The 21,369-nt window shown below is 45.2% G+C and carries 19 protein-coding genes; 7 read left to right on the top strand and 12 right to left on the bottom strand.

The features are described from left to right. Nucleotides 1–3 precede the first annotated feature (3 nt). Both PPIS_RS00395 and PPIS_RS00390 read left to right on the top strand, forming a co-directional pair. Nucleotides 4–318, top strand: a complete 315-nt coding sequence (locus PPIS_RS00395; protein ID WP_010370561.1) for a DUF6172 family protein — start codon at nucleotides 4–6, stop codon at nucleotides 316–318. A gap of 203 nt (nucleotides 319–521) precedes the next feature. Continuing rightward, on the top strand, nucleotides 522–1,025 hold the full coding sequence (locus PPIS_RS00390; protein WP_010370559.1) for an RNA methyltransferase: 504 nt from the start codon (nucleotides 522–524) through the stop codon (nucleotides 1,023–1,025). 27 nt (nucleotides 1,026–1,052) lie between these two features. Here the strand turns inward: PPIS_RS00390 and PPIS_RS00385 are convergent, their stop codons facing one another. Both PPIS_RS00385 and PPIS_RS00380 read right to left on the bottom strand, forming a co-directional pair. Continuing rightward, a complete protein-coding gene (locus PPIS_RS00385) occupies nucleotides 1,053–2,054 on the bottom strand; it encodes a fatty acid desaturase (RefSeq protein WP_010370557.1) in 1,002 nt (333 codons plus the stop codon). 406 nt (nucleotides 2,055–2,460) lie between these two features. After that, nucleotides 2,461–2,898, bottom strand: a complete 438-nt coding sequence (locus PPIS_RS00380) for an acyl-CoA thioesterase (RefSeq protein ID WP_010370554.1) — start codon at nucleotides 2,896–2,898, stop codon at nucleotides 2,461–2,463. Nucleotides 2,899–3,449: 551 nt separating this feature from the next. Between PPIS_RS00380 and PPIS_RS00370 the strand changes: the two genes are divergently transcribed. From PPIS_RS00370 to PPIS_RS00360, 3 genes are all read left to right on the top strand, one after another. Then, a complete protein-coding gene (locus tag PPIS_RS00370) occupies nucleotides 3,450–3,764 on the top strand; it encodes a hypothetical protein (protein ID WP_010370552.1) in 315 nt (104 codons plus the stop codon). Between the two features lie 174 nt (nucleotides 3,765–3,938). Beyond that, complete coding sequence (locus PPIS_RS00365; RefSeq protein ID WP_010370549.1) at nucleotides 3,939–4,253, top strand: IS110 family transposase; 315 nt, start codon at nucleotides 3,939–3,941, stop codon at nucleotides 4,251–4,253. Continuing rightward, entirely contained in the window at nucleotides 4,250–4,969 is a 720-nt protein-coding gene (locus PPIS_RS00360) for an IS110 family RNA-guided transposase (protein WP_010370547.1), read from the top strand. Before PPIS_RS00365 ends, PPIS_RS00360 begins: the two co-directional genes overlap by 4 nt. 648 nt (nucleotides 4,970–5,617) lie before the next feature. Here PPIS_RS00360 and gcvP read toward each other — a convergent pair. The 4 genes from gcvP to PPIS_RS00335 form a co-directional block, all read right to left on the bottom strand. Continuing rightward, nucleotides 5,618–8,518 carry an aminomethyl-transferring glycine dehydrogenase gene (gene gcvP, locus PPIS_RS00350; protein WP_010370544.1) on the bottom strand — a complete coding sequence of 967 codons (2,901 nt, stop codon included), beginning with the start codon at nucleotides 8,516–8,518 and terminating at the stop codon, nucleotides 5,618–5,620. A 182-nt stretch (nucleotides 8,519–8,700) separates the two neighbouring features. Next, nucleotides 8,701–9,090 (bottom strand): glycine cleavage system protein GcvH, encoded by a 390-nt coding sequence (gcvH, locus tag PPIS_RS00345; RefSeq protein ID WP_010370541.1) that lies wholly within the window; start codon nucleotides 9,088–9,090, stop codon nucleotides 8,701–8,703. A 76-nt stretch (nucleotides 9,091–9,166) separates the two neighbouring features. Then, nucleotides 9,167–10,249: a glycine cleavage system aminomethyltransferase GcvT gene (gene gcvT / locus PPIS_RS00340; protein ID WP_010370538.1), complete on the bottom strand. Its 1,083-nt coding sequence runs from the start codon at nucleotides 10,247–10,249 to the stop codon at nucleotides 9,167–9,169. 85 nt (nucleotides 10,250–10,334) lie between these two features. Beyond that, a complete protein-coding gene (locus tag PPIS_RS00335) occupies nucleotides 10,335–10,910 on the bottom strand; it encodes a hypothetical protein (RefSeq protein WP_010370535.1) in 576 nt (191 codons plus the stop codon). 129 nt (nucleotides 10,911–11,039) lie between these two features. On the opposite strand from PPIS_RS00335, the gene PPIS_RS00330 reads away from it, so the two are divergent. Then, the gene (locus PPIS_RS00330) at nucleotides 11,040–11,885 is read left to right on the top strand and encodes a LysR family transcriptional regulator (protein ID WP_010370532.1); all 846 of its coding nucleotides are present in this window, start codon (nucleotides 11,040–11,042) and stop codon (nucleotides 11,883–11,885) included. Between the two features lie 73 nt (nucleotides 11,886–11,958). Here PPIS_RS00330 and PPIS_RS00325 read toward each other — a convergent pair whose 3' ends face one another. The 6 genes from PPIS_RS00325 to radA form a co-directional block, all read right to left on the bottom strand. Beyond that, nucleotides 11,959–13,128, bottom strand: a complete 1,170-nt coding sequence (locus tag PPIS_RS00325; RefSeq protein ID WP_010370529.1) for an FAD-dependent monooxygenase — start codon at nucleotides 13,126–13,128, stop codon at nucleotides 11,959–11,961. 10 nt (nucleotides 13,129–13,138) lie between these two features. Then, nucleotides 13,139–14,311, bottom strand: a complete 1,173-nt coding sequence (ubiH, locus tag PPIS_RS00320; RefSeq protein ID WP_010370526.1) for a 2-octaprenyl-6-methoxyphenyl hydroxylase — start codon at nucleotides 14,309–14,311, stop codon at nucleotides 13,139–13,141. 12 nt (nucleotides 14,312–14,323) lie between these two features. Beyond that, on the bottom strand, nucleotides 14,324–15,634 hold the full coding sequence (pepP, locus tag PPIS_RS00315; RefSeq protein WP_010370523.1) for a Xaa-Pro aminopeptidase: 1,311 nt from the start codon (nucleotides 15,632–15,634) through the stop codon (nucleotides 14,324–14,326). 2 nt (nucleotides 15,635–15,636) lie between these two features. Then, nucleotides 15,637–16,200 (bottom strand): UPF0149 family protein, encoded by a 564-nt coding sequence (locus tag PPIS_RS00310; RefSeq protein WP_010370521.1) that lies wholly within the window; start codon nucleotides 16,198–16,200, stop codon nucleotides 15,637–15,639. 196 nt (nucleotides 16,201–16,396) lie between these two features. After that, on the bottom strand, nucleotides 16,397–17,320 hold the full coding sequence (locus PPIS_RS00305; protein WP_010370519.1) for a DUF945 family protein: 924 nt from the start codon (nucleotides 17,318–17,320) through the stop codon (nucleotides 16,397–16,399). 15 nt (nucleotides 17,321–17,335) lie between these two features. Continuing rightward, nucleotides 17,336–18,706, bottom strand: coding sequence for a DNA repair protein RadA (gene radA / locus PPIS_RS00300; RefSeq protein ID WP_010370516.1), 1,371 nt, complete (start codon nucleotides 18,704–18,706; stop codon nucleotides 17,336–17,338). Nucleotides 18,707–18,834: 128 nt separating this feature from the next. Between radA and PPIS_RS00295 the strand changes: the two genes are divergently transcribed. Then, complete coding sequence (locus tag PPIS_RS00295; protein ID WP_010370515.1) at nucleotides 18,835–21,336, top strand: PilZ domain-containing protein; 2,502 nt, start codon at nucleotides 18,835–18,837, stop codon at nucleotides 21,334–21,336. Nucleotides 21,337–21,369 lie beyond the last annotated feature (33 nt).

The raw sequence follows: 21,369 nt of genomic DNA, 5'->3' as shown, positions 1-21,369 counted from the left end.
ACTATGAAAAAGACATTTGAACTAATTCACCCTAAAATCAAACTTGAAAGACGCGTTGACGCGGTTAAGCATGAGCTTAAAAAATACCTAAAGCGCGAGCGCAACAAAACTTTGCCAGCGGGCGCTGATTATTGGGATTTTGATTGTAAGTTTGGTAACACAGAAGCCGAAGCCGAGCCAGTGCACCTATCACAACTAAACAAGTTGATTGATAAAACGCAAACTGAAAACCTCACTTCCTTTTATGTAGAGATTTTAGCAAAGCCAGGCTATAGAAAATCAAACGATTTATCTGACGATGAGTTAGAAGACTACTAAGCTCAACTTCTGTAGGTCGAGCTTTAGCTCGACAACATCTGCCCTACCCAAAAAACGCAGATTGCTCGACCCCAGCAAAAACGTAGGTCGAGCTTTAGCCCGACAACACCAACAATACCAACTGGCACAAAATCAAGCGCATGATATAATCGCTCGTCGAATTTTTGCTGGCGCTACTGCCGGTATAGTGAGAATTAAAAAGTATGAGCGAGTCATTTGTAGCAATCGGATTAGTAAACCCTAAATCACCAACCAACGTGGGTGGCGTATTACGGGCCGCAGGTTGTTATGATGCGCAAGCCATCTACTTTAGCGGCAATCGTTACGCCAGGGCTGCAAAGTATCATACGGATACAAAAAACGTTGCCGACAACATTCCCATCAAACAAGTTGATGATTTCATCAGTTTAAAAGTAGCAGGCCGTGCACTTGTCTGCGTTGAGCTGGTAGAGGGCGCAACCCCACTGCCACAGTTTGCTCACCCCGACAATGCGTTATACATTTTTGGCCCTGAAGATGGCAGTCTTCCACAAGAAATCGTGGATACCGCAGACGCCGTAGTGTATGTACCAACCACAGGCTGCATGAACTTAGCGGCAACAGTCAATGTATTGTTATATGACCGCATGGCAAAACGCTCAACAGGATTTGATGCCTCTCAAATACTCACCAGTCGCGATATCAATAACCGCCTAACAGTTGGATAAGTTTTTGCTGTGAACATCTTTTTATTTTTAACTAACCCGCTCTTTGACCGGGTAGTGATTTGCATTTTTTAGGCTTTGTAAGTCATCAAAACGTACTCCGTGCTGAGCCATAACTGGGCGTACTTTTTTACTTATCAATTGCCGAATATAAAACGGTTGATTTGGTACAAAGTGATGGATAGTGTGTGTACGGCCAAAATCAAAACAAAATAACTGAAACGGCAAAAACCAGCGGCTGGTGATCACATGAGTCTGCTCTAACACGTTATTCACGCCACCATAATAATGCATTGAAGATGTGACAAGATTTAAAGACGCTGAGCGGATCATATTAGGCACAATCAGCACCACCATAAAGAACTCAGCAAGCGCTAGTAATTCAGCTCCCCATTTGGGTAGTTCAAATGGCTGAACAAATTGCAGCATGTAATAAGCAATCACACCATATAAAGTCACAAAATAAGCCGTGGCAAGCGGAAAGCCAGCATTAAAGACCTGCAAAAACTTAAAACCCTTGATTTCTCGACTAAACCGCTTGGCATTAAATAATAAACCTAGCAATCCATCTGTAACCACCACAGCTCGCAACCAAGGAGATTGGATACCATTACCCACCAAGCGCTCTTCTAAGTCTTGTTCAGTACCAGACACTTTATGATGATGTAAATGAATTTGCCTTCGATACCAAGGATTCACCGTATTTGGCCGCATTAGCCACACCGTCAACATCATAAAATGATATACAAATGGACGGTCACTAAAATACTGCTTGTGGATCAAATCGTGCTCAAGTTCATGAGAAATAGAGGTAATAAAAGCGGCCAACAGAATGCACAGCCACGAGGGAATAACGGCAAAATAATAAAGCGAGGCAACACCAATTAGCGTACTTAACGACAACAGCAAAATCACCATAGCAATGCTGTTTTGCCAGTTTAAAATAGGATAACGCGATCGAAGCGACTGCTCTTCCGCTTTAATCGTCAAAACAATCGCTTTAATGTTTTGTTTCGCCGTTAATGTTGGCATAGAAAACTTAATTCACCTTTTGATATCAAAATCATAGCGCAATCTCGCATTACGGTATTGCCGTAGCAGCGACTTTATGTCGCGACAACTTTAAAACAGCAACGCAACGAAACACCCAAACTCCGAGCTTCTATTGATTATCGTCCATCTCACATTGTCGTAGCAGCGGCTTTACGCCGCGACAACTCTAAAACAGCGACGCAACGAAACACCCAAACTCCGCGCTTCTATTGATTATCGTCCATCTCATATTGTCGTAACAGCGGCTTTATGCCGCGACAACTTTAAAACAGCAACGCGACACCTAAACTCCGAGTTTCTATTGATTATCGTCCATCTCATATTGTCGTAGCAGCGGCTTTACGCCGCGACTACTTTAAAACAGCAACGCCTAAATTCCGAGTTTCTATTGATTTTCGTCCATCTCATATTGCTTCAATATCGCCAGCATGCTCTCTGGAATTGGCGATTTTTTCCCTGTCTTCATATTAAACATCACCACATTCGCATACCCCGTTGTGCATACTGCTTGTTGCGATTCACTAAACGCCTCATAGCGCATGGTAAAACGGTCTTCTTTGATATCGGTGATATATGAACCAATATGCAAGGTATCGGGAAAAGTAACTGGTCGTTTATATTGCGCGTACGTATCACGTAAAATCGGACTATGGGTGGGTTCTGATAATACAGAAAGTAAGCCCGTTTGAGTCAAAAAATCGATTCGCGCGGTTTCAAAATAGCGAAAATACGACACGTTATTCACATGCCCCAACGCATCCATTTCTCCCCATACCACATTCACTTTGGTGGTGATTGCAAACTTTTCTAAAAATTCCTGCATGATGTTGCCTTTAATTTTGTTTATTGAACTCGAGAGTAACAACTCATCGTACCAGCAACAAGGTTAACGAGATAGTTTAAGGCAACTTGTCAAAACAAAGAAAGCAAAGCCAGCATTTCGCAGTGCAACCTTACGCCCCCCGTAGGTCGCCATTTATGGCGAAAAATAATGCCTCAGCTCCCTTTGATTTCAGCACAGCCTAAGTTACAAGAGTTAGTCTTTTTAGCTTTGCTGAGCCGTTTTTTACCCCGTAGGTCGCCATTTATGGCGAAAAATAATGCCTCAGTTCCCTTCGTTTTCAGCGTAGCTTTAGATACAAACACAATTCAAGCGCAATCCCTATCATTCCATCTCACAAAAAATTGACGCCTTTTATGGGATCAACACCTAAGACAAATCACCAATGATTTTTCTCAATATTTTCAATACATAACCAAACAGCAGAGCAATATTTTCAATACATAACCAAACAGCAGAGCAATATTTACAAGCTTGGTTTAAAAAATGCATCTGAAATCAAAATCAGAATTAAACTTAAGCGTGTCACCAATATGAACAAAAGCACAAATACAGTTTATGTACTGAGCGGTTACGCCAAATGTGCCATCTCTCAGCAAGGGAAATACAAACCCGGTAACAAACACTCCATCGGCCTGCTAACCACAGACGAAAACTATGAAGATAACATCAATAAACTTGAGGCCTTTATTAAAGATTTAGGTTGGGAGTCCATTACATTTTGCATGGTCGAAACCGTTAACGACATCAGCCCCCTATCCAACGATGTTTTGGTATCCAGTTTTCTTCGAGCTCAGCAAAATGGCCAATCGTTAGTAGTAAACGACCTGCCTATTACCGTCCATTAAGGCGGTAAATGCACGCAACAAGGCCTGACTGTCAGCAATGGCGGCAAAAGCACTACGCAACTCTATTCCGAGCTTAAGATGATCGGGTGGGAGATGTATGGACTCCTCCCCCTTAACGGGAGAGTACGGTATAAAGATATTGCAAAACACTTTTACCAAATAAGGAGTCCATACATGACACAGTCTAATTTAATCGCTATCGACTTGGCAAAAAACATTTTCCAAGTAGCACAGCTGAAAGGCAATAAACTCAAGTTTAATAAGCCAATGAAACGCGAACCTATGCTTGAGTTGCTAGCAAAAGCCGAGGGTTCAAAGGTCGTGATGGAAGCTTGCGGTAGCGCCCAGCATATTGCTCGCAAAGCGCTGTCGCTGGGGCATGATGTCATGTTGCTTCCCCCTAAATTTGTTAAAGCGTTTAGGCAAGGCCAAAAACTGATGCAAATGATGTCCTCGCTATTGCCAGTGCAAGCCAAGCATACAACGTGAAGCCCTGTAAAATCATGACGGTTGAAGAGCAAACGTTGCAGTCATTGAACCAAGCGAGAACCTTAGTAGATAAACAAAAGACCCAGCTTTCAAATCAAATACGTGGCTTGCTATTAGAGTTTGGTATTGTCATTAATCAAGGCGATGCAGCGTTAACACAAGCGGTTCCAGATATTTTAGAAGATGCTGAAAATGCGCTACCTATCGCATTAAAACAAGCACTCGCGGTGAGTTACGAGCTATATAAAACACAATGTGCCGCTAAAGCACAACTACATAAACAAGTTGAAGCGATAACCAAGCAAAATGACAGTTGCCAGCGTTTAATGGCATTAGAAGGCGTTGGCCCAATTACCGCGATAGAGCTGTTATCATTTTTAGGCAATACTTCACAATTTAGTGATGCCAGAGGAGCGGCGGCATGTGCAGGTGTTACACCGACCCAGCACTCATCAGGCGGAAAAGCCAAGATAGGTCATATCCCCAAAAGACGAGGCAATACATTAAGGAAAAACCTGTTTCTCGGTGCAAGAACGGTAGTCAGCAGGCTAAAACATAAAGAAGCGACCACAGAGAAAGAACGCTGGATAAAAAACCTACTCGCCAAGAAAAGCGTGAAATGTGTTGCCATTGCATTGGCCAACAAAACGGTTAGAACTGCCTATGCCTTACTTAAAAACGGCTCAACATACGAGCCAAAAATCTTAGCGGTGTAGCACTGAGTAACAAAAGAACAAATCAAGATAAACAGAAAAAGAAAGCAGAAAGCATACTGAGATTACCCCAGTATTGAACAAGCCAAGATAGAGCATTAAGCGGTGAGACCCACCCTTGAGAGCCTGTTAAACCGCAGGTGTATACAAATACCGCGTGGGAGAGAAGGCACAAGGGCGCGAATACATCAAAGAGGCCGAGGTAGCACCTCATCAAGAGCCCGGATATAAGCACGCAATCACACTAATAATGCTAAAAGTGGCTTGTACAATTGGAGGAGTCCATATAAGCGGCTTCACGCCGTGATCTTTTGATGGTTGCCATTAAAGGCTACAAACGGTTCGTAGCAGCGACTTTATGTCGCGAATTGTTTTTGAATCCAGCCTTCAACTTTACCTCATGTCGCTTCGCCGGCAAGGCAAACCAAAGAGGTACATCATTTGTCGCCATAAATGGCGACCTACGTAGAGATTTGCAGAGAAGTCGTGGTTTCGTTATAAGAGATCGCGGCGTGAAGCAGCTCCCACAAACCAAGAAAATAGCCAAACACAAGTCTTCACCAAATTCACATCCACAAAAAAGCCGCCCTTTTTGCAAAGTGCGGCTTTTCAATCTTTGCTAAGTCGCGCTAAAGCGCGACCTACAAACCCTTACGCATCGCGGTAAGTATCAACCGCTGGGCAAGAGCAGATTAGGTTACGGTCGCCGTATACGTCGTCGATACGGGTTACCGTTGGCCAGAATTTGTCTTTTGCTACGCTTGGTACAGGGAATGCAGCGTAAAAACGGTCGTATGCGCGGTTCCAGTCGTTGCTTAGTACGTCTGCTTGCGTGTGTGGTGCAAATACTAATGGGTTGTCTTCGATAGACCACTCGCCTGATGCAATCTTGTCGATTTCACCTTTAATAGAAACCATGGCTTCGATAAAGCGGTCGATTTCTACTTTAGACTCCGATTCCGTTGGCTCAACCATAAGTGTGCCCGCAACTGGGAACGACATTGTTGGTGAGTGGAAGCCGTAGTCTTGTAGACGCTTAGCAACGTCCATTTCGGTAATGCCAGTTGCTTCTTTCAGTGGGCGAAGGTCAACAATACATTCGTGAGCAACGCGGTCGTTACGGCCACGGTATAGAATTGGGAAGTGCTCGCTCAACTTAGCCGTTAGGTAGTTAGCGTTTACGATTGCCATTTCAGTGGCTTGTTTTAGGCCTTCGCTGCCCATCATCGCGATGTATGCCCACGAGATAGGTAGAATAGCAGCAGAGCCGTAAGGTGCCGCAGAAACCGCGCCGTTACCTACGTTTGTGCCTTCTACGTTGATCACGCTGTGGTTAGGCATAAATGGCGCTAGGTGCGATTTAACACCGATAGGACCAACACCTGGACCACCGCCACCGTGTGGAATACAGAATGTTTTGTGTAGGTTTAAGTGTGATACGTCAGAACCGATTGAACCTGGGCTAGTTACCCCAACCTGCGCGTTCATGTTTGCGCCGTCCATGTATACTTGGCCGCCGTGCTGGTGCACGATGTCGCATACTTCACGGATAGATTCTTCGTACACACCGTGTGTAGACGGGTAAGTGACCATGATGCACGATAGGTTTTCAGCTACGTCTGCGGCTTTCGCGCGTAGGTCTTCCATATCGATGTTACCGTTTTTATCACAGTCAACCACAACCACTTTCATGCTTGCCATTTGTGCAGACGCTGGGTTTGTGCCGTGCGCTGAACTTGGGATCAAACAGATGTTACGGTGACCTTCACCGCGAGACTCATGGTACTTACGGATCGCGATAAGACCTGCGTATTCACCTTGTGCACCTGAGTTTGGCTGTAGTGATACTGCGTCGTAACCTGTGATGTTCACAAGCCAGTCGTGCAGCTCAGTCATCATGATCTTGTAACCTTGTGCTTGGTCGATTGGGCAGAACGGGTGTAGCTCTGCAAACTCAGGCCAAGTCACTGGGATCATTTCAGCAGTTGCGTTTAGCTTCATGGTACATGAACCCAATGAGATCATTGAGTGGTTTAGTGCTAAATCTTTGTTTTCAAGACGCTTGATATAACGCAGCATCTCAGTTTCGCTGTGATAGCTGTTAAAGTTCGCGTGCGTTAAAATTTCGTCGTCGCGTACTAGGCTTGCAGGAATACCTGTGATGTTCTCGCCTGATACTTGTGCGTCTAGCGCCTCTACATTTAGGCCGTGGTCATCACCTAAAATGATGTCGAATAGCTCAGCTACGTCTGCACGCGTAGTGGTTTCGTTTACTGCAATTGAGTATTCGCCGTTGTGGTTAAGGGCAAAGTTTACACCTTTTGCTACCGCACGCGCCACAACCGCTTGCTTGTCAGCGTCGTCCGCTTTAACGGTAATGGTATCAAACCACGTATCGTGCTTAAGTGATACGCCTTTTGCTTTAAGACCCGTGGCAAGAATGCTTGCAAGGCGATTAATGCGCTCAGCGATGATCTTAAGACCTTGAGGACCATGGTAAACCGCGTAAAACGCAGCCATGTTCGCAAGTAGCACCTGTGCAGTACAAATGTTTGAGTTGGCTTTTTCACGGCGGATGTGCTGTTCACGAGTTTGCATCGCCATACGTAGCGCGTCGTTACCTAAACGGTCTTTAGACACACCAATAATACGGCCAGGTAGTGAACGCTTGTAAGCATCACGCGTAGCAAAGAACGCAGCGTGTGGACCGCCGTAACCCATAGGTACACCAAAACGCTGTGCTGAACCAAGGACGACGTCTGCACCTAGTTTTCCTGGTGCTTTAAGTAGCATTAAGCTCATGATGTCTGCGGCAACACAGGCAATCGCTTTTTTGTCTTGTACTTGTGTGATTAGGTCAGTAACGTCAACCACTTCACCTGATGTTGTTGGATACTGGAATAGCGCACCAAAAATCTCGTGGTTAGCAGCGTCGCTAGCAGGGCCTACTACTACTTCAAAACCAAACTGTTCAGCACGTGTAGATACCACGTCGATAGTTTGTACGTGTACGTCGTCTGCAATAAAGAAGATGTTTGCTTTTTTCGCTTTAGATACACGTTTTGCAAGCGCCATTACTTCTGCCGCTGCGGTGGATTCGTCAAGTAGTGATGCACTGGCTAAGTCTAGGCCGGTAATGTCCATAGTCAGCGTTTGGAAGTTAAGTAGTGATTCCAAGCGACCTTGCGCAATCTCTGGCTGATAAGGGGTGTAAGCCGTGTACCAACCCGGATTCTCAAGTACGTTACGTAGGATAACGTGAGGTACGTGCGTTGGGTGGTAGCCTTGACCGATATAAGATTTGAAAACCTTGTTTTTGCTTGCTACTGATTTCAGGTAACTTAGGGTTTCCACTTCTGTGCGGCTTTCACCGATCTGTAAGCCCTCTTCTAAACGAATTGAAGCAGGTACAGTTTGACCGATCAGCTCTTCAACACTAGATACTCCAAGAGCGCTTAGCATCTCGCTCACCTGTGCTGGGCTTGGCCCGATATGGCGGCGGATAAAATCTTGCTTTTGCTCTAACTGTTCAAGAGATTTGGCGTTTGACATTAGTCCAGGTTCCTATGATCCAAATGAAAAAGGTGAATACTGTTTTTATCTAAATGAGATACCTTGGTAACGGCAGTATTCTAAAAACATTGGCATGATCTCGTCATACCTTGAGCAAGCACCCTTGCCCAAAAAGCAACAATAAAAGCCCCTAAAAAGGGGCTTTTATTACTATCAACAAATTAGTCTTCGTCGATTGAATTTGCGTAGCCTTCAGCGTCTAGTAGGTTATCTAGCTCAGACTCATCAGACGCTTTAATTTTGAACAACCAACCGTCACCGTAAGCATCGTTGTTTACAGTTTCAGGCGCATCTTCTAGCTCTTCGTTGATTGCAACGATAGTGCCGCCGATTGGTGCATAGATATCTGACGCTGCTTTTACAGACTCAGCTACCGCGCAGTCTTCACCCGCGTCAACTTCATCATCTACATCTGGTAATTCAACGAATACCATGTCGCCTAGAAGCTCTTGTGCGTGCTCAGTGATACCAACAGTGTATATGCCGTCACCTTCAGCGCGAACCCACTCGTGTGAAGTAGCGTACTTTAACTCGCTAGGAATGTTGCTCATTTTTTTGTTCCTTTGGTCGGTTGCGATGTCACCCCGTGAGCGACATCAATGTTATTCTATTTATTATCTATAAAAACTAGATAATTGACTTGCCGTTACGAACGAAGCTTGGCTTAACTACTTTAACATCAACTAGCTTCTTACGCATTTCAACTTGTGCAGTCTCGCCAATTGAACGAGGTACACGCGCAAGCGCTACACTGAAGCCTAAAGTTGGTGAGAATGTACCAGAAGTGATAACACCTTCGCCACCTTCTACGATAACTTTAGAACCACCACGTAATACGCCTTTGCTTTCTAGGACTAAACCTACCAGCTTATCGGTGCTTTGCTCTGCACGCTGTTTAGTGATAGCTGCACGACCGATAAAGTCACGCTCCTCTGGCTCCCATGCAATTGTCCATGCCATGTTCGCTGCAAGTGGAGACACCGTCTCGTCCATGTCTGAGCCGTAAAGGTTCATGCCCGCTTCTAAACGTAGCGTATCACGTGCACCTAGGCCAGCTGGACGCACACCTGCGTCTAATAATTTTTGCCATAAGTCCGCCGCACCATCGTTGTGCACTACGATCTCATAACCCTCTTCACCAGTGTAGCCAGTTGTTGCGATAAATAGGTCGCCAGCTTGCACACCAAAGAATGGCTTCATGCCTTCAACAGCCGCTTGTTGTTGTTCGTCTAGGATAGTTGCTGTTTTTGCTTTTGCGTTTGGACCTTGTACCGCAATCATCGCGTACTCAGGACGCTCAGTGACTGTCACTTCAAAATCTGCCGCTACCGCACCGATATGTGCGAGATCTTTTTCGCGTGTTGCAGAGTTAACTACTAGGCGATATTGTGTTTCAGTGAAGAAGTAAATGATAAGGTCGTCAATTACACCGCCCTGCTCGTTTAGCATACCTGTGTATAGCGCCTTACCAGCCACAGTAAGCTTAGCTACATCGTTTGCAACTAGCTTTTGTAAAAATGCCTTTGCGTCTACACCTTCGATATCAACAATCGTCATGTGTGAAACGTCAAACATGCCCGCATCTTGACGCACCGCGTGGTGCTCTTCAATTTGTGAGCCATAATTGATTGGCATTTCCCAACCGTGGAAGTCTACCATTTTCGCGCCAGCTTCTAGGTGCTTCGCGTGTAGTACTGTTTTAGAAGTCATACTTATCCTTCACTTTTTTACTCAGCCGCCATCAGTTGGCGCTGAGGGGGTTATTGTTATCGCGCTTGCGATAACTGCACGGAATTTATGAAACGAGTTTAAAACCAGCGTCAGTGAGCGTCGTTTGCCACTTATCTAATACTGCAGCTTGCGCAATCAACTGATACTGTTGCTGTTCGTCCACCAGCAAGGTCGTAATAAATACTTCACCACTTTGCTTGCCATAGCAGGCATTTTTATCTGAGATCCTAAGGCCTGGCGTTAACGTAAAGTCACTGACTAAACGCTCAAACGCAAGCTCACCGCTTATGGTGGCAGCAACTAAATCATGACGGCGTACCAGTTCAATATCAAACTCGTCGGCATGGCTATCAATCAGTGTTGCCAGCTCAGCGGCTGCGCTTTCACTTACAACAAAACGGTAAGCTGTTTCACTAAAATAGTACACGGCGAAATTTTCGCCACTGTCTAGTTTGCCTTGAAAACCCAAGCCTGGTGCCATTAACTTATTCAAGTTAAGTGCAAGAATTTGGCTTAAGAAAGGCGTGGTCTCAAAGCCGCTGAAATCGAGTACAACAACAGCATCAGTTGGCATGTAATGGTTTTGCGCCGGAACACTGCCCTGACGGTGCTTTGCAAAGATAATTGGCGTGACGCTCATGGCACTACCTTAGTGAAATTTCGATGAGCAAAAGTATAAGGATGCGCAAACTCAACAACAAATTGTATTTACTTATCAATTGATAAATAATATTAATGTACTTGGGTTTTATAAATTGCATTTCCTTATATGAAAAACTTATCAATTGATGGATTAAGAACGCTAGTCACTGTGGTTGATGTCGGTGGATTTGCCAAGGCAGGTGAGTTGCTTGGCTTATCTCAGCCTGCTGTTAGCTTGCAAATCAAACGCTTAGAAGACATGCTAGGTTGCAAGCTGTTTAAAAAGCAGGGGCAAAGGCAGGTGTTGAATCAATATGGTGAGCTACTTTTGCCCCTAGCCAAACAAATGCTGCAGCAAAACGATGCAATTATTCAGCAATTTACCTCTGAAAGTGTTACGGGCCGAGTACGTTTAGGTATTCCCAGCGAATTTGCAGCACGGATCTTACCTTCTATTATTGGTGATTTCGTTTCTTTATATCCTGACGTTGCATTAGAAGTTAAATCAAGGCTGAGTAAACACTTACTTTCTGTTGTGAGACAAGATCAGTTTGATTTGGTGCTAGCGCTTAATGAAGAGCTGAGTTCGTCCAAGTACCCGGTGTTTATGCAAGACCAGCTGGTCTGGGTTGGCGATTTATCGCTTGCGCAGCATTCGGTGGTCACTTTAGTCACCGCGCCAGAGGGCTGTATTTATCGCCGCCGCGCTATCGAAGCGCTACAGCAAGCTGGATTACAATATCGGATTGTATACAGCAACGCCGACTTAACCGGCCTTACCGCCGCTTTAAAAGAGGGACTCGGGATCACTGTGCTGGCCAAAAGCACCGTGCCAGCAGAGCTGCCTTATCAGACCCAAACTCAAATATTACCCGAACTCGGCCAAATCGGTATCAGCCTAGTCAAAAACACCCAAGAATCCGCCCACGCTGTTGATAAACTCGCTGAGTTTATTGCATTGAGGTTAGGTTAAAATATCGCGGGGTAAACCCGCCCCCACCAACAACATAAAACCTTTGTGGGAGCCGCTTTACGCGGCGATCTTTTTATTTGCCGCCTATCGCTTCTTTAGCGAACAGGTGTTTGATTGGGCCGAGGTTGTCGACCAAGCTCAGGCCCACACCGCGTACTAGCTTTTTCAACGGGTGATTGCCTTCAAAAAGTTCTTTCAGCCCTTGCATCATGGCAATATGCTTTTGAGCATCTGCTTTTCTGCTGCGCTCATATTGGCGCAGTATCCGTGTGCTGGCAAATTGCTCTTGCGGTGCTGATAATAGCGTGATCAGATACGCAGCGTCTTTTAGCCCTAAATTCATGCCAAGACCTGCAAGCGGGTGAATAGTATGTGCCGCATCGCCCATTAAAACGATGCGCCCTTGCACCCATTGTTTTGCATAACGCATGGTCAATGGAAAAACATGTCTTTCGCTAATCAATTCACACACTCCACACTGCATATCAATTGCAGCACTTAATGCTTTATTAAACGCCTCGACTGGCATAGCTTGTAGCTGCTTTGCTTTATCCGGTGCGGTAGACCATACAATTGAATGAGTATATGGGTCATCAAGCGGCAAAAAGGCCAGCGGTCCATCAGGGAGGAACACTTGCCTTGCCGTTGCATCATGTGGCGCTGCTGTTTTTATCGTTGCAACCAGCGCATGGTGATCATAATCCCAATACGTGATTGGCATATTAAACTGCTGGCGAATAGCCGAACGTGCACCGTCAGCCGCCACCACCAACTTGGCCATCACAGGTTCACCAGTAGCTAAGGTTAACAGCACATCAGTATCTGTTTGATGCAAGCTTTGGTATTTTGTATTCCACATCAGCTTGGCCGATTGCTGTGCTTCGAGTGCTGTTAACAACGCATAGCGAATGGCGTCGTTTTCAATGATGTGACCAAGCTCAGGTAAGTCTAACGAGACATTATCAAAGGCAATTTTACCAAAGCTGTCTTTATCGCGTACATCCATATATGTGTATGCTGCGGCCCGCTGCACTTTAATATCTGGCCACACGCCTAAGCGCTCAAATAAAGCCTGACTTGCAGCGCTTATTGCGCTCACGCGTGCACTGTATTCTTGTGCCAATGGTGTTGGCTTTTCACCACTGTCTAGCACTAATACCGAGATATTTTGCTGCGCAAGCCCCAGCGCCAGCGTTAAACCAACACATCCACCACCAACAATACAAACTTGAACTTGTTGCATGCCAACTCCTTTATCCTTTATATCCCATCAATTGCTTGGCCAGCGGCGCTCTCGCTGTTTTGGACAGCGCCATAGTGAGTAGACCTAAACTACGGCCTAAGGCTAAGGTTCTTGATGAGTTTGAAAATAGTCGAACGAGCGCATCGGTTAATGTCATCACCGTATTAATATCATGCGCTCGCGCCAGTTGATAAGCACGCGTAAATTGAAAACTGCCCCACTCTTCGGACGCAATCGCCTGACATTGTGAGGTTAGTACTTGAATATCTCGTAGACCTAAATTAAAGCCCTGCCCTGCAATGGGATGAATGGCATGCGCCGCATTGCCAATCACCACCACGCGATGATGAGTGAGTTGCTCTACTCGCCCAAGCACCAGCGGATAGCTTGCTCTCATGCCCACTTGCACAAAGCGCCCGGCGCGATAACCAAAGGCTTGCTGCAATGCAGCTAAAAACTCGTGTGCTGTCATCGCTTCAAACTCGCTGAGTTGCTCATTTGGCATACACCACACCAGTGAATAGCGATTATCACTCATTGGCAACAGTGCCATCGGGCCATGTTCAGTAAAACGCTCGAACGCCTGACCACGATGTGCCGTGTCGATTTGCACATTGGCAATCAATGCACCTTGCTCGTAGCCTATGCTATCAAAGCCGATATTGAGCTTAGCCCGCGTGGGAGATTGCGCGCCATCCGCAACAACCAGTAATCGACTTTGTAATTGCTCACCATTATCGAGCGTCAGTTCAACCTGCTCTGGTTGTTGATGTAAATGCGCCACTTGGTTTGGGCAAAGCAGTGCAATATCAAGATTGCTCAACTGCTCGTGTAAAAAGCTGCCATAGGGATTGACTTCAACCACATAGCCTAACGCTTTTTGATTGTAATCTTCAGGATTGATCCACGCTTTACCAAAGTGACCTCTGTCTGAAACATTCACTTGTGTGATTGGCTCAACGTACTGCCACTCGGGATTAAATAGATTTAGCTCGCCCAAAAATGCGACCGACTGCGCAGCAAGCGCAATACTACGGTCGTCAAAACTTGGATGCTGCTTACCTTTGGGCGCGAAGGCTTCAATAACCGCAATCTTTGCCTGCGGAGAGACTTTTTTTATGGCGATGGCGGCGCTGGCTCCTGCCATACCCCCACCAACCACGACGACATCAAACTGTTGCACGCAAAGTGTCCACTAGTTATTCATTAATGCTTCTATTTCTGCGATGGTTTTTGGCACCAGTGCGGTTAAGTTTTCATAACCCGACTCGGTGACCAACAGATCATCTTCGATACGAATGCCAATTCCTTTATACTCATCAGGAACTTGCGCATCTTCGTCAAAATACAGACCCGGCTCAATGGTAAGTACCATGCCAGGTTCAAATGGACGATCCGCTTCATCTAACTTGTATTCACCGACATCGTGAACATCAAGACCTAGCCAATGACCTAAACCATGCATGTAAAATGCTTTGCATGCCTGCGCTTCTACGAGCTCATTCACGTCGCCCGCAAGAATGCCTAAATCTACTAGCCCTTGAGTCAATACGGTCATCGCCACTTGATTGGCTTTGACTAATGTACCACCCGGTTTTACTTCACCAAAGGCCGCATTTTGCGCCGCCAATACCAACTCATAAATCTTACGCTGCGCATCAGTAAACTGGCCGTTTACTGGGAAAGTACGAGTTATATCAGCTGCATAGCCTTCAAGCTCACAACCCGAATCAATCAGTACTAAGTCGCCGTCCTGTAGCGCATCACAATTGTCGGTGTAGTGTAAAATCGTCGCATTGATGCCGCTGCCAACAATAGTGCCATAGGCTGGGTGGCGCGCACCGTTCATTGCGTAATGATGATGAATTTCGGCTTCAAGCTGGTATTCCGTTGCGCCCGGCTTCGCAAACTGCATCGCACGTTTGTGCGCCTCAGCACTAATTCTGCCCGCTTCGCGCATGATGGCGATTTCAGCATCCGACTTAAATAAGCGCATTTCATGGACGAGTGGACGAATATCTTTGATGATCTCAGGGGCGCGATAGCCCTTTTTCGGTGCGCCACGCAATGTACTCAGTAACTGCCAAACCTTATCATCAAAGGCGCTATATGTGCCTTGCCCGTAGAATAATACCTTGCGACCATTCACGAGATTTAATAGCTCGTCGTCTAAGTCACTCAGCGCAAAGGTTTGGTCAAGTTCAAGTTGCGACTTAGCTTGCTCATAACCCATCCGGCGACCATGCCAAATCTCAGCAACCTTATCTTTATTACGACAAAACAGCGTAGACTTCGCGCTGCCGTCTCTGTCTTTCGTGAGCACCAAAACCGCACCCGGCTCTTTAAATCCCGTCAGGTAAAAAAAGTCGCTATCTTGGCGAAACGGAAATTCAGTATCGCGGCTACGGGTTAACTCTACGGCCGCAGGAATAATCGCTACGGCATTGTTATCTAATGCCGCAATAAGACGCGCACGGCGTGCTACAAACTCGCTGTTTTTTATCATAATTAATGTATCGTCTTTGATGTGCTAACGGACTGGGGATCTTTACCCATTTCAGCAAAGCATAACAGTGTAGAAACACGCACATATTCTACCACTTCGAGCAGTGCTTCTTTATCGTCGTTGCTGTCTTCAAAACCAGTATCAAGCTTAGTTATTTCGCTAAAGTCGTTAATCACTTCTTTAACATCTGCAGATAACTTACCGTAATCTTTTTGCTTTAAACCAAAGCCTAGTAAAAAGCCTGATACCCAAGCAATCAGTGCGTTAGCTTGGTCATGTAATGATTCATCTTCTGGCGGTAAATACAGTTCAAACTGGAACTCACCGTCGTTAAAGTGCTCGGCAACTTGCTTATATAAGTCGATGCAAAATTCTCTAATTGGCGCCGAAAACTTTTGACCGTCGTTAAATACGTCGCTCAATAGCCCTAAATACTCTGAATCTTCGATATTCAGACCACAGGCCAATAGCCCAGAAATGGTGCCGTGAACTTCAGCAGGGGCAATAAATAATTCGTGTTTTTCTAATAGCAATTGAGCTTGCTGGTAGTCTTTGAATTCGCTCATAAATACATTCCCAAGCAATTGATACTCCAATGCTACCACCGCAGCCTTTGCAACTCCAACGAATTGTATGATCAGCCTCAAGGCTGCTTTAGATTTCATCAATTTGGTGAAAAAGATATGGCGAATGAATGGGTTTATGAGAGATGAAGGGATTGAGGAGCAAGTCCACAATCCCGCTAAACGAGCTGGATTAGCTTTATTTACCGCTCGCTTTGATCTCGATAAGTTCCGACAGCGTTTCTGGATTTTGCGCCATAGTCATAGATAACTGCTGCCCCAGAGCCATCATACTTTGACTTTGTGGTACCGAAACAGATATAGCAAGTGATTCCATACCATTGGCAAAGTCATTCACAGCCGTTTGAATTTCAGCAGGTAACATCATCATTTGTAGTTGCTGGGCAACAATCGCCTGAAAGTCAGCCTTGCTCATGCCCTGCTGAGCAATTTCAGACTCAACTAACTGAGGTAAGCCGCCTGCATTATCAATATTAATGCTAAGGGACTTTAACTCAAGGGACTGCATCGCCGCCATCATTTGCGACTGCATTTGAAGCTCTTGTTCAAGGTTTGGTGTATCACCTTGAATTTTTGATGCCGCTAATGAAGCATCCATAAAGGCCTTACTATTTCCAAACTCAACATTCAAAGAGGTATTTACAACACCTTCTGTCGACGATAGAAATTTAAACTCGCTCGCACCAGACGCATCGTCATATGCCAGACTTGTCGTAAAATGGTAGGTAGCATTGACCAGCTCTTGTGAAATACCTTGGGTATATTCCGCTGCTTCTTTTGCTATTTTTAAACCAGCTAAGTCAAGCTCAGTATAGGGGCTGATTTTGTCTTGTTCATAACCGACAACGTTGAGTTTCTCAATGGTGAACATGGGAATATTTTCATCAGCTTGTGAAATCGTTAGGTCGGTAATTTCTACACCTCGAGTAAACAAATCAACTGAGCTGTTTGCAAAACTCACCGTAAGGCCACTGTCTTGTTCGAAGTTTTCTATTTGCTTGGTGATTTCTTGCTTCACTTGCTCATTTACATAATAGTTGGCGCCAATATACCCTGCGCCCGCTAGTACCACAACGGCAACTGCTAATGTGGACTTATTCATATTTTACTCCATTATTTAAAAAAGTGCCTCAAGCGCTTCACTGAGACTAGAGACGGCAACAATTTCCATCCCCTCAATATTTTCTTTTGGTTTATTTGCTTTTGGTACAATTGCTCTTGTAAATCCATGTTTGGACGCTTCACGCAATCGCTCTTGCCCACTTGGCACAGGGCGGATCTCACCACCAAGACCCACCTCACCAAATACCACCAGCTGCCTGTCTAAGGTTTGGTTTTTAAAGCTTGAAACCAGTGCAGCTATCAAGGCTAAATCAGCACTGGTTTCGGTTACTTTGACGCCACCTACGACGTTTACAAACACATCTTGATCCGACACCTGCAAACCGCCGTGGCGATGCAAAACCGCAAGTAGCATGGCCAAACGATTTTGCTCCAAACCAACGGTGACGCGACGCGGGTTGGCGAGCTGTGAGTAATCGACTAGCGCTTGGACTTCCACAAGTAATGGTCGCGTGCCTTCCCAAATAACCATGACTAATGAGCCTGGTGTTTGCGCTTCACCACGATTTAAGAAAATAGCCGAAGGGTTGTTTACTTCCTTTAAGCCTTGGCTTGTCATAGCAAACACACCTAACTCGTTTACGGCACCAAAACGGTTTTTATTGCCACGCAAGGTTCTAAAGCGGCTATCGGCACTACCTTCGAGTAAAATAGAGCAGTCAATACAATGCTCCAGCACCTTAGGGCCGGCAAGTGTGCCATCTTTAGTGACGTGTCCCACCATGATAATCGCGACCTGATTGGTTTTGGCAAAACGCGTCAAATAAGCAGCGCTTTCACGCACTTGAGAAACCGACCCCGGTGCAGACTGGATGTCACTCATATGCATTACTTGAATCGAGTCAATAACCATAATGCTTGGTTTTTCTCGAAGCGCGAGCTGGCAAATCGTCTCAACGTTGGTTTCTGCGAGTGTTTTTAACTTATTTGTCGGTAGCCCCAGTCGTGTCGCACGCATGGCAACTTGTTGCAGGGACTCTTCACCGGTGACATACAAAGTGTTCATGGTTTCGGCAAGGCGACACATGGTTTGCAGCAGCACCGTACTCTTACCAGCGCCGGGGCTACCACCGATTAATATTGCACTTCCCGGTACAACTCCACCACCAAGGACACGGTCAAACTCTTTAAAGCCAGTTGAAAATCGCGGTAACTGCTCTAGATTAACTTCATCTAAGGTTTGTACTTTAGCTTCAACAAGGCCGGCATAGCCTGACGTTGAACCGCCTTGAGGGACCGATTTTGCTGACGGAACGCGAAACTCCGTTACGGTATTCCATGCCTTACACTCCGAGCATTGGCCTTGCCAACGCGCGAATTCGGCACCACAATCGCTACATACAAATGCTGTTTTCTTTTTTGCCATAAATTACAGGTATATATCTTGCTTAAACACAATAATAGGTTAAGAATAAACTAATAAAGCGCCAATGTTGACATAATATTGGCGGTGACCCAACTGGTCACATAAAATGAGCGCGTGTAAAACTGTTTATGCCTGAAGATAGATTACAAAAATATCAAAGCTTAATTGAGGATTTAAAACTAGATCTTGGCGATCCGGCTTTTGATCGCATATTTAAGCAACGTACTGCGGACCTATCCAAGCCGGACCAATTTCTATTAAAAATGGAAATGTCGCGGCTCTCTCAGCCCGTGGCACGATTTATTGACCTCAGAGGACAAGTCGCAGGTCAAGTTAAGCCTTATGAATATGAAGGCAAACAGCACTTTATGGATGACTTAGCAATCGAAGTGTTCGAGCGGGAAGTCGCTAAACATGGGGGTTATACCCTTGCAGTTTACGAATCCGTAATGAGTACCGACAATAATTATAAGGTCATGCAAAAGCAGGCCAAAGCACGGGAAGAAGAGGTAGAAAAGGACGCAGTCAATCATAACTACACTAAACTAGTCCGTTTCGCGTCGTACGAAAGCCGCTCCGAAGAGCGCATGAATTACTCCATTAAGATCACAGTGGAACTGGCAAAAAATCGCCCTAAGGTTTCCGCTACTACCTCCGATATTTCCCTCAGTGGCGCTAAAATAAAATTACCGACCAATCAACAGGTAGATCCCGGACAAATTATTTCGATCCGCTTAGTGGGTCTCGAGCAAGACTTTGAACTTGGCTTGAAAGAAGGTATTCAGTATGAAGTCGTCGCCGTAGAACCCGGCACGATTGAATACAACCAAGTTCGCTTAAAACGCACATTTATCGAGAAAAACCAAGGATTTGATGACTTTTTAAATAGTTTTATACACGGTAACAAACGCCGCTATAAGATAAATCTCGACAACACTTTGGATGCTGTCGTTTGTAAAGGCTACGAACAGTATTATTTTCCACGCGTATGCTCTTTGTTTGTTTTCATCAGTGAGAAACAAAAACAGCTTTATCCAAGCATGGTGCTTACCAACGAAAATAACGCCCATATCAATTACTACTTTGAAGACGAAAGAAAACAATCAGGCCTTTATTCCGTCTTCAACCAAAAACGAATGCAGCGACTACTTGCGCTTTCTGGCGCGGTAAAAGAAGCGGTATGCCATGTATTTACTCACTCAAGTCAAGGCAAAATGTACTTTTACTCAGCCTTTGACTTTGAGCTGGAAGAAATGCAGCAACTAAACGATCTGTTCTTTGCCTTTGGCAGCCAAAAAGACAGCTGGCGCACGTTTAAAGTACAACTCATGCCAAGCCATCATGAAGATGCGTTTATCCCGCTTTCGCTTCCTGCAAGTGCAGGCAAAAATGTCGAAAAGCTAAATAAACGCCCCACCCCGAGAGTGCAAGGCTTTATCCAAGACGTAAAATATCTCATGTTACTGACAGATATTGGAAACCCGTCTATCACTGAGCGATTCCAACGCCTGAGTTACGAACAAAGTTTAGTTAATCAGTTAAAGAAGTTCGGTCACGGCAAGTCAGCCACTCCTCCTCCACTTGAGGTGGTTGCGTTAGAATACGTTAACTTGCGTGCACACAGGCGCTACCTGTATAAAACCAATGTCGTCGTTCATATTGATGGCCAAGGCACGTTCAACTGTGTTACCCGTGACTTTTCTGTCATGGGTTTACAAATAGAATGCGGCCAAGAAATGCCGCTGAATAAAGGTGACTCGATACACTTAGACTTAGTCGATTTGCAAAAACTGACAAAACAGCACAACTTAACGAATTTGCGCTATGAAGTAATGATGGTCAATAAAACTAAAACTATCATTAACTTGAAAGTCCAGAAAATAGGTCAACTCGACCATTCTGCCATGGGGTTCTTTAAAGCCCTTATTGAGAGCAATAAAGACAAGCTAGTTGCTTGTGATGAAGCACCAAAGGTGCCGGGGCTATCACTTGCACTGCGTAACATGGTGACTAAATCCGTTTGTCAGTTTCCACTTTATTTACACAAAGAGACCTCACATAATGCGGTGGGAGCAATTGGACAGGGGCTTTACCCGACATCCCTTCACCACTTATTGCATTCGTTTAGTGATAATGACAATAACACTTTGGACGCCAAGGCGATTTTCCCCGAGCGTTTCGTCGAAGAAAAGCTAACAGAAATTCTAAAGGCGAAATCGCGACAAGATAAACCGCTTAAATACTTGGTGTTTATTAAGTTCAATCCAAGCCAAACCAATCAACATGAGGCGGTTGGTGCGCAAGTTATCGCTCATGATGAGTCTATTGACAGTTTGTACTTGTATGCTAAAAAAGCACTGCGCAACGACTTACTCTTCGTCTATCAGCTCTATGTATCAAAAACCGGCCGCCCAGATATGGATTACCTTGCTAATGAGCTGCGCTATGTAAGCCACTATGCAATCCACAAAGCAAAAGACCTGGAAGAAGCGCTTTGGTCAGTAACTGGGGTGTGTGATTTGATAGACGTTACGGATTATGTGATTCGAAATATGGGCTTTGATGCGCCGCTTGTTACCAAAATGGAAGAGCAGAAAAAACGCTGGTTAGAGACCAACTTTAAACACTGATTTCAAATGCTCCCTATACGCTTACGGTATATG

The organism is Pseudoalteromonas piscicida (assembly GCF_000238315.3).
GTDB lineage: Bacteria > Pseudomonadota > Gammaproteobacteria > Enterobacterales > Alteromonadaceae > Pseudoalteromonas > Pseudoalteromonas piscicida.
Note: the sequence above shows the minus strand (reverse complement) of the source record. Positions and strands in the feature narration are given on the sequence as shown.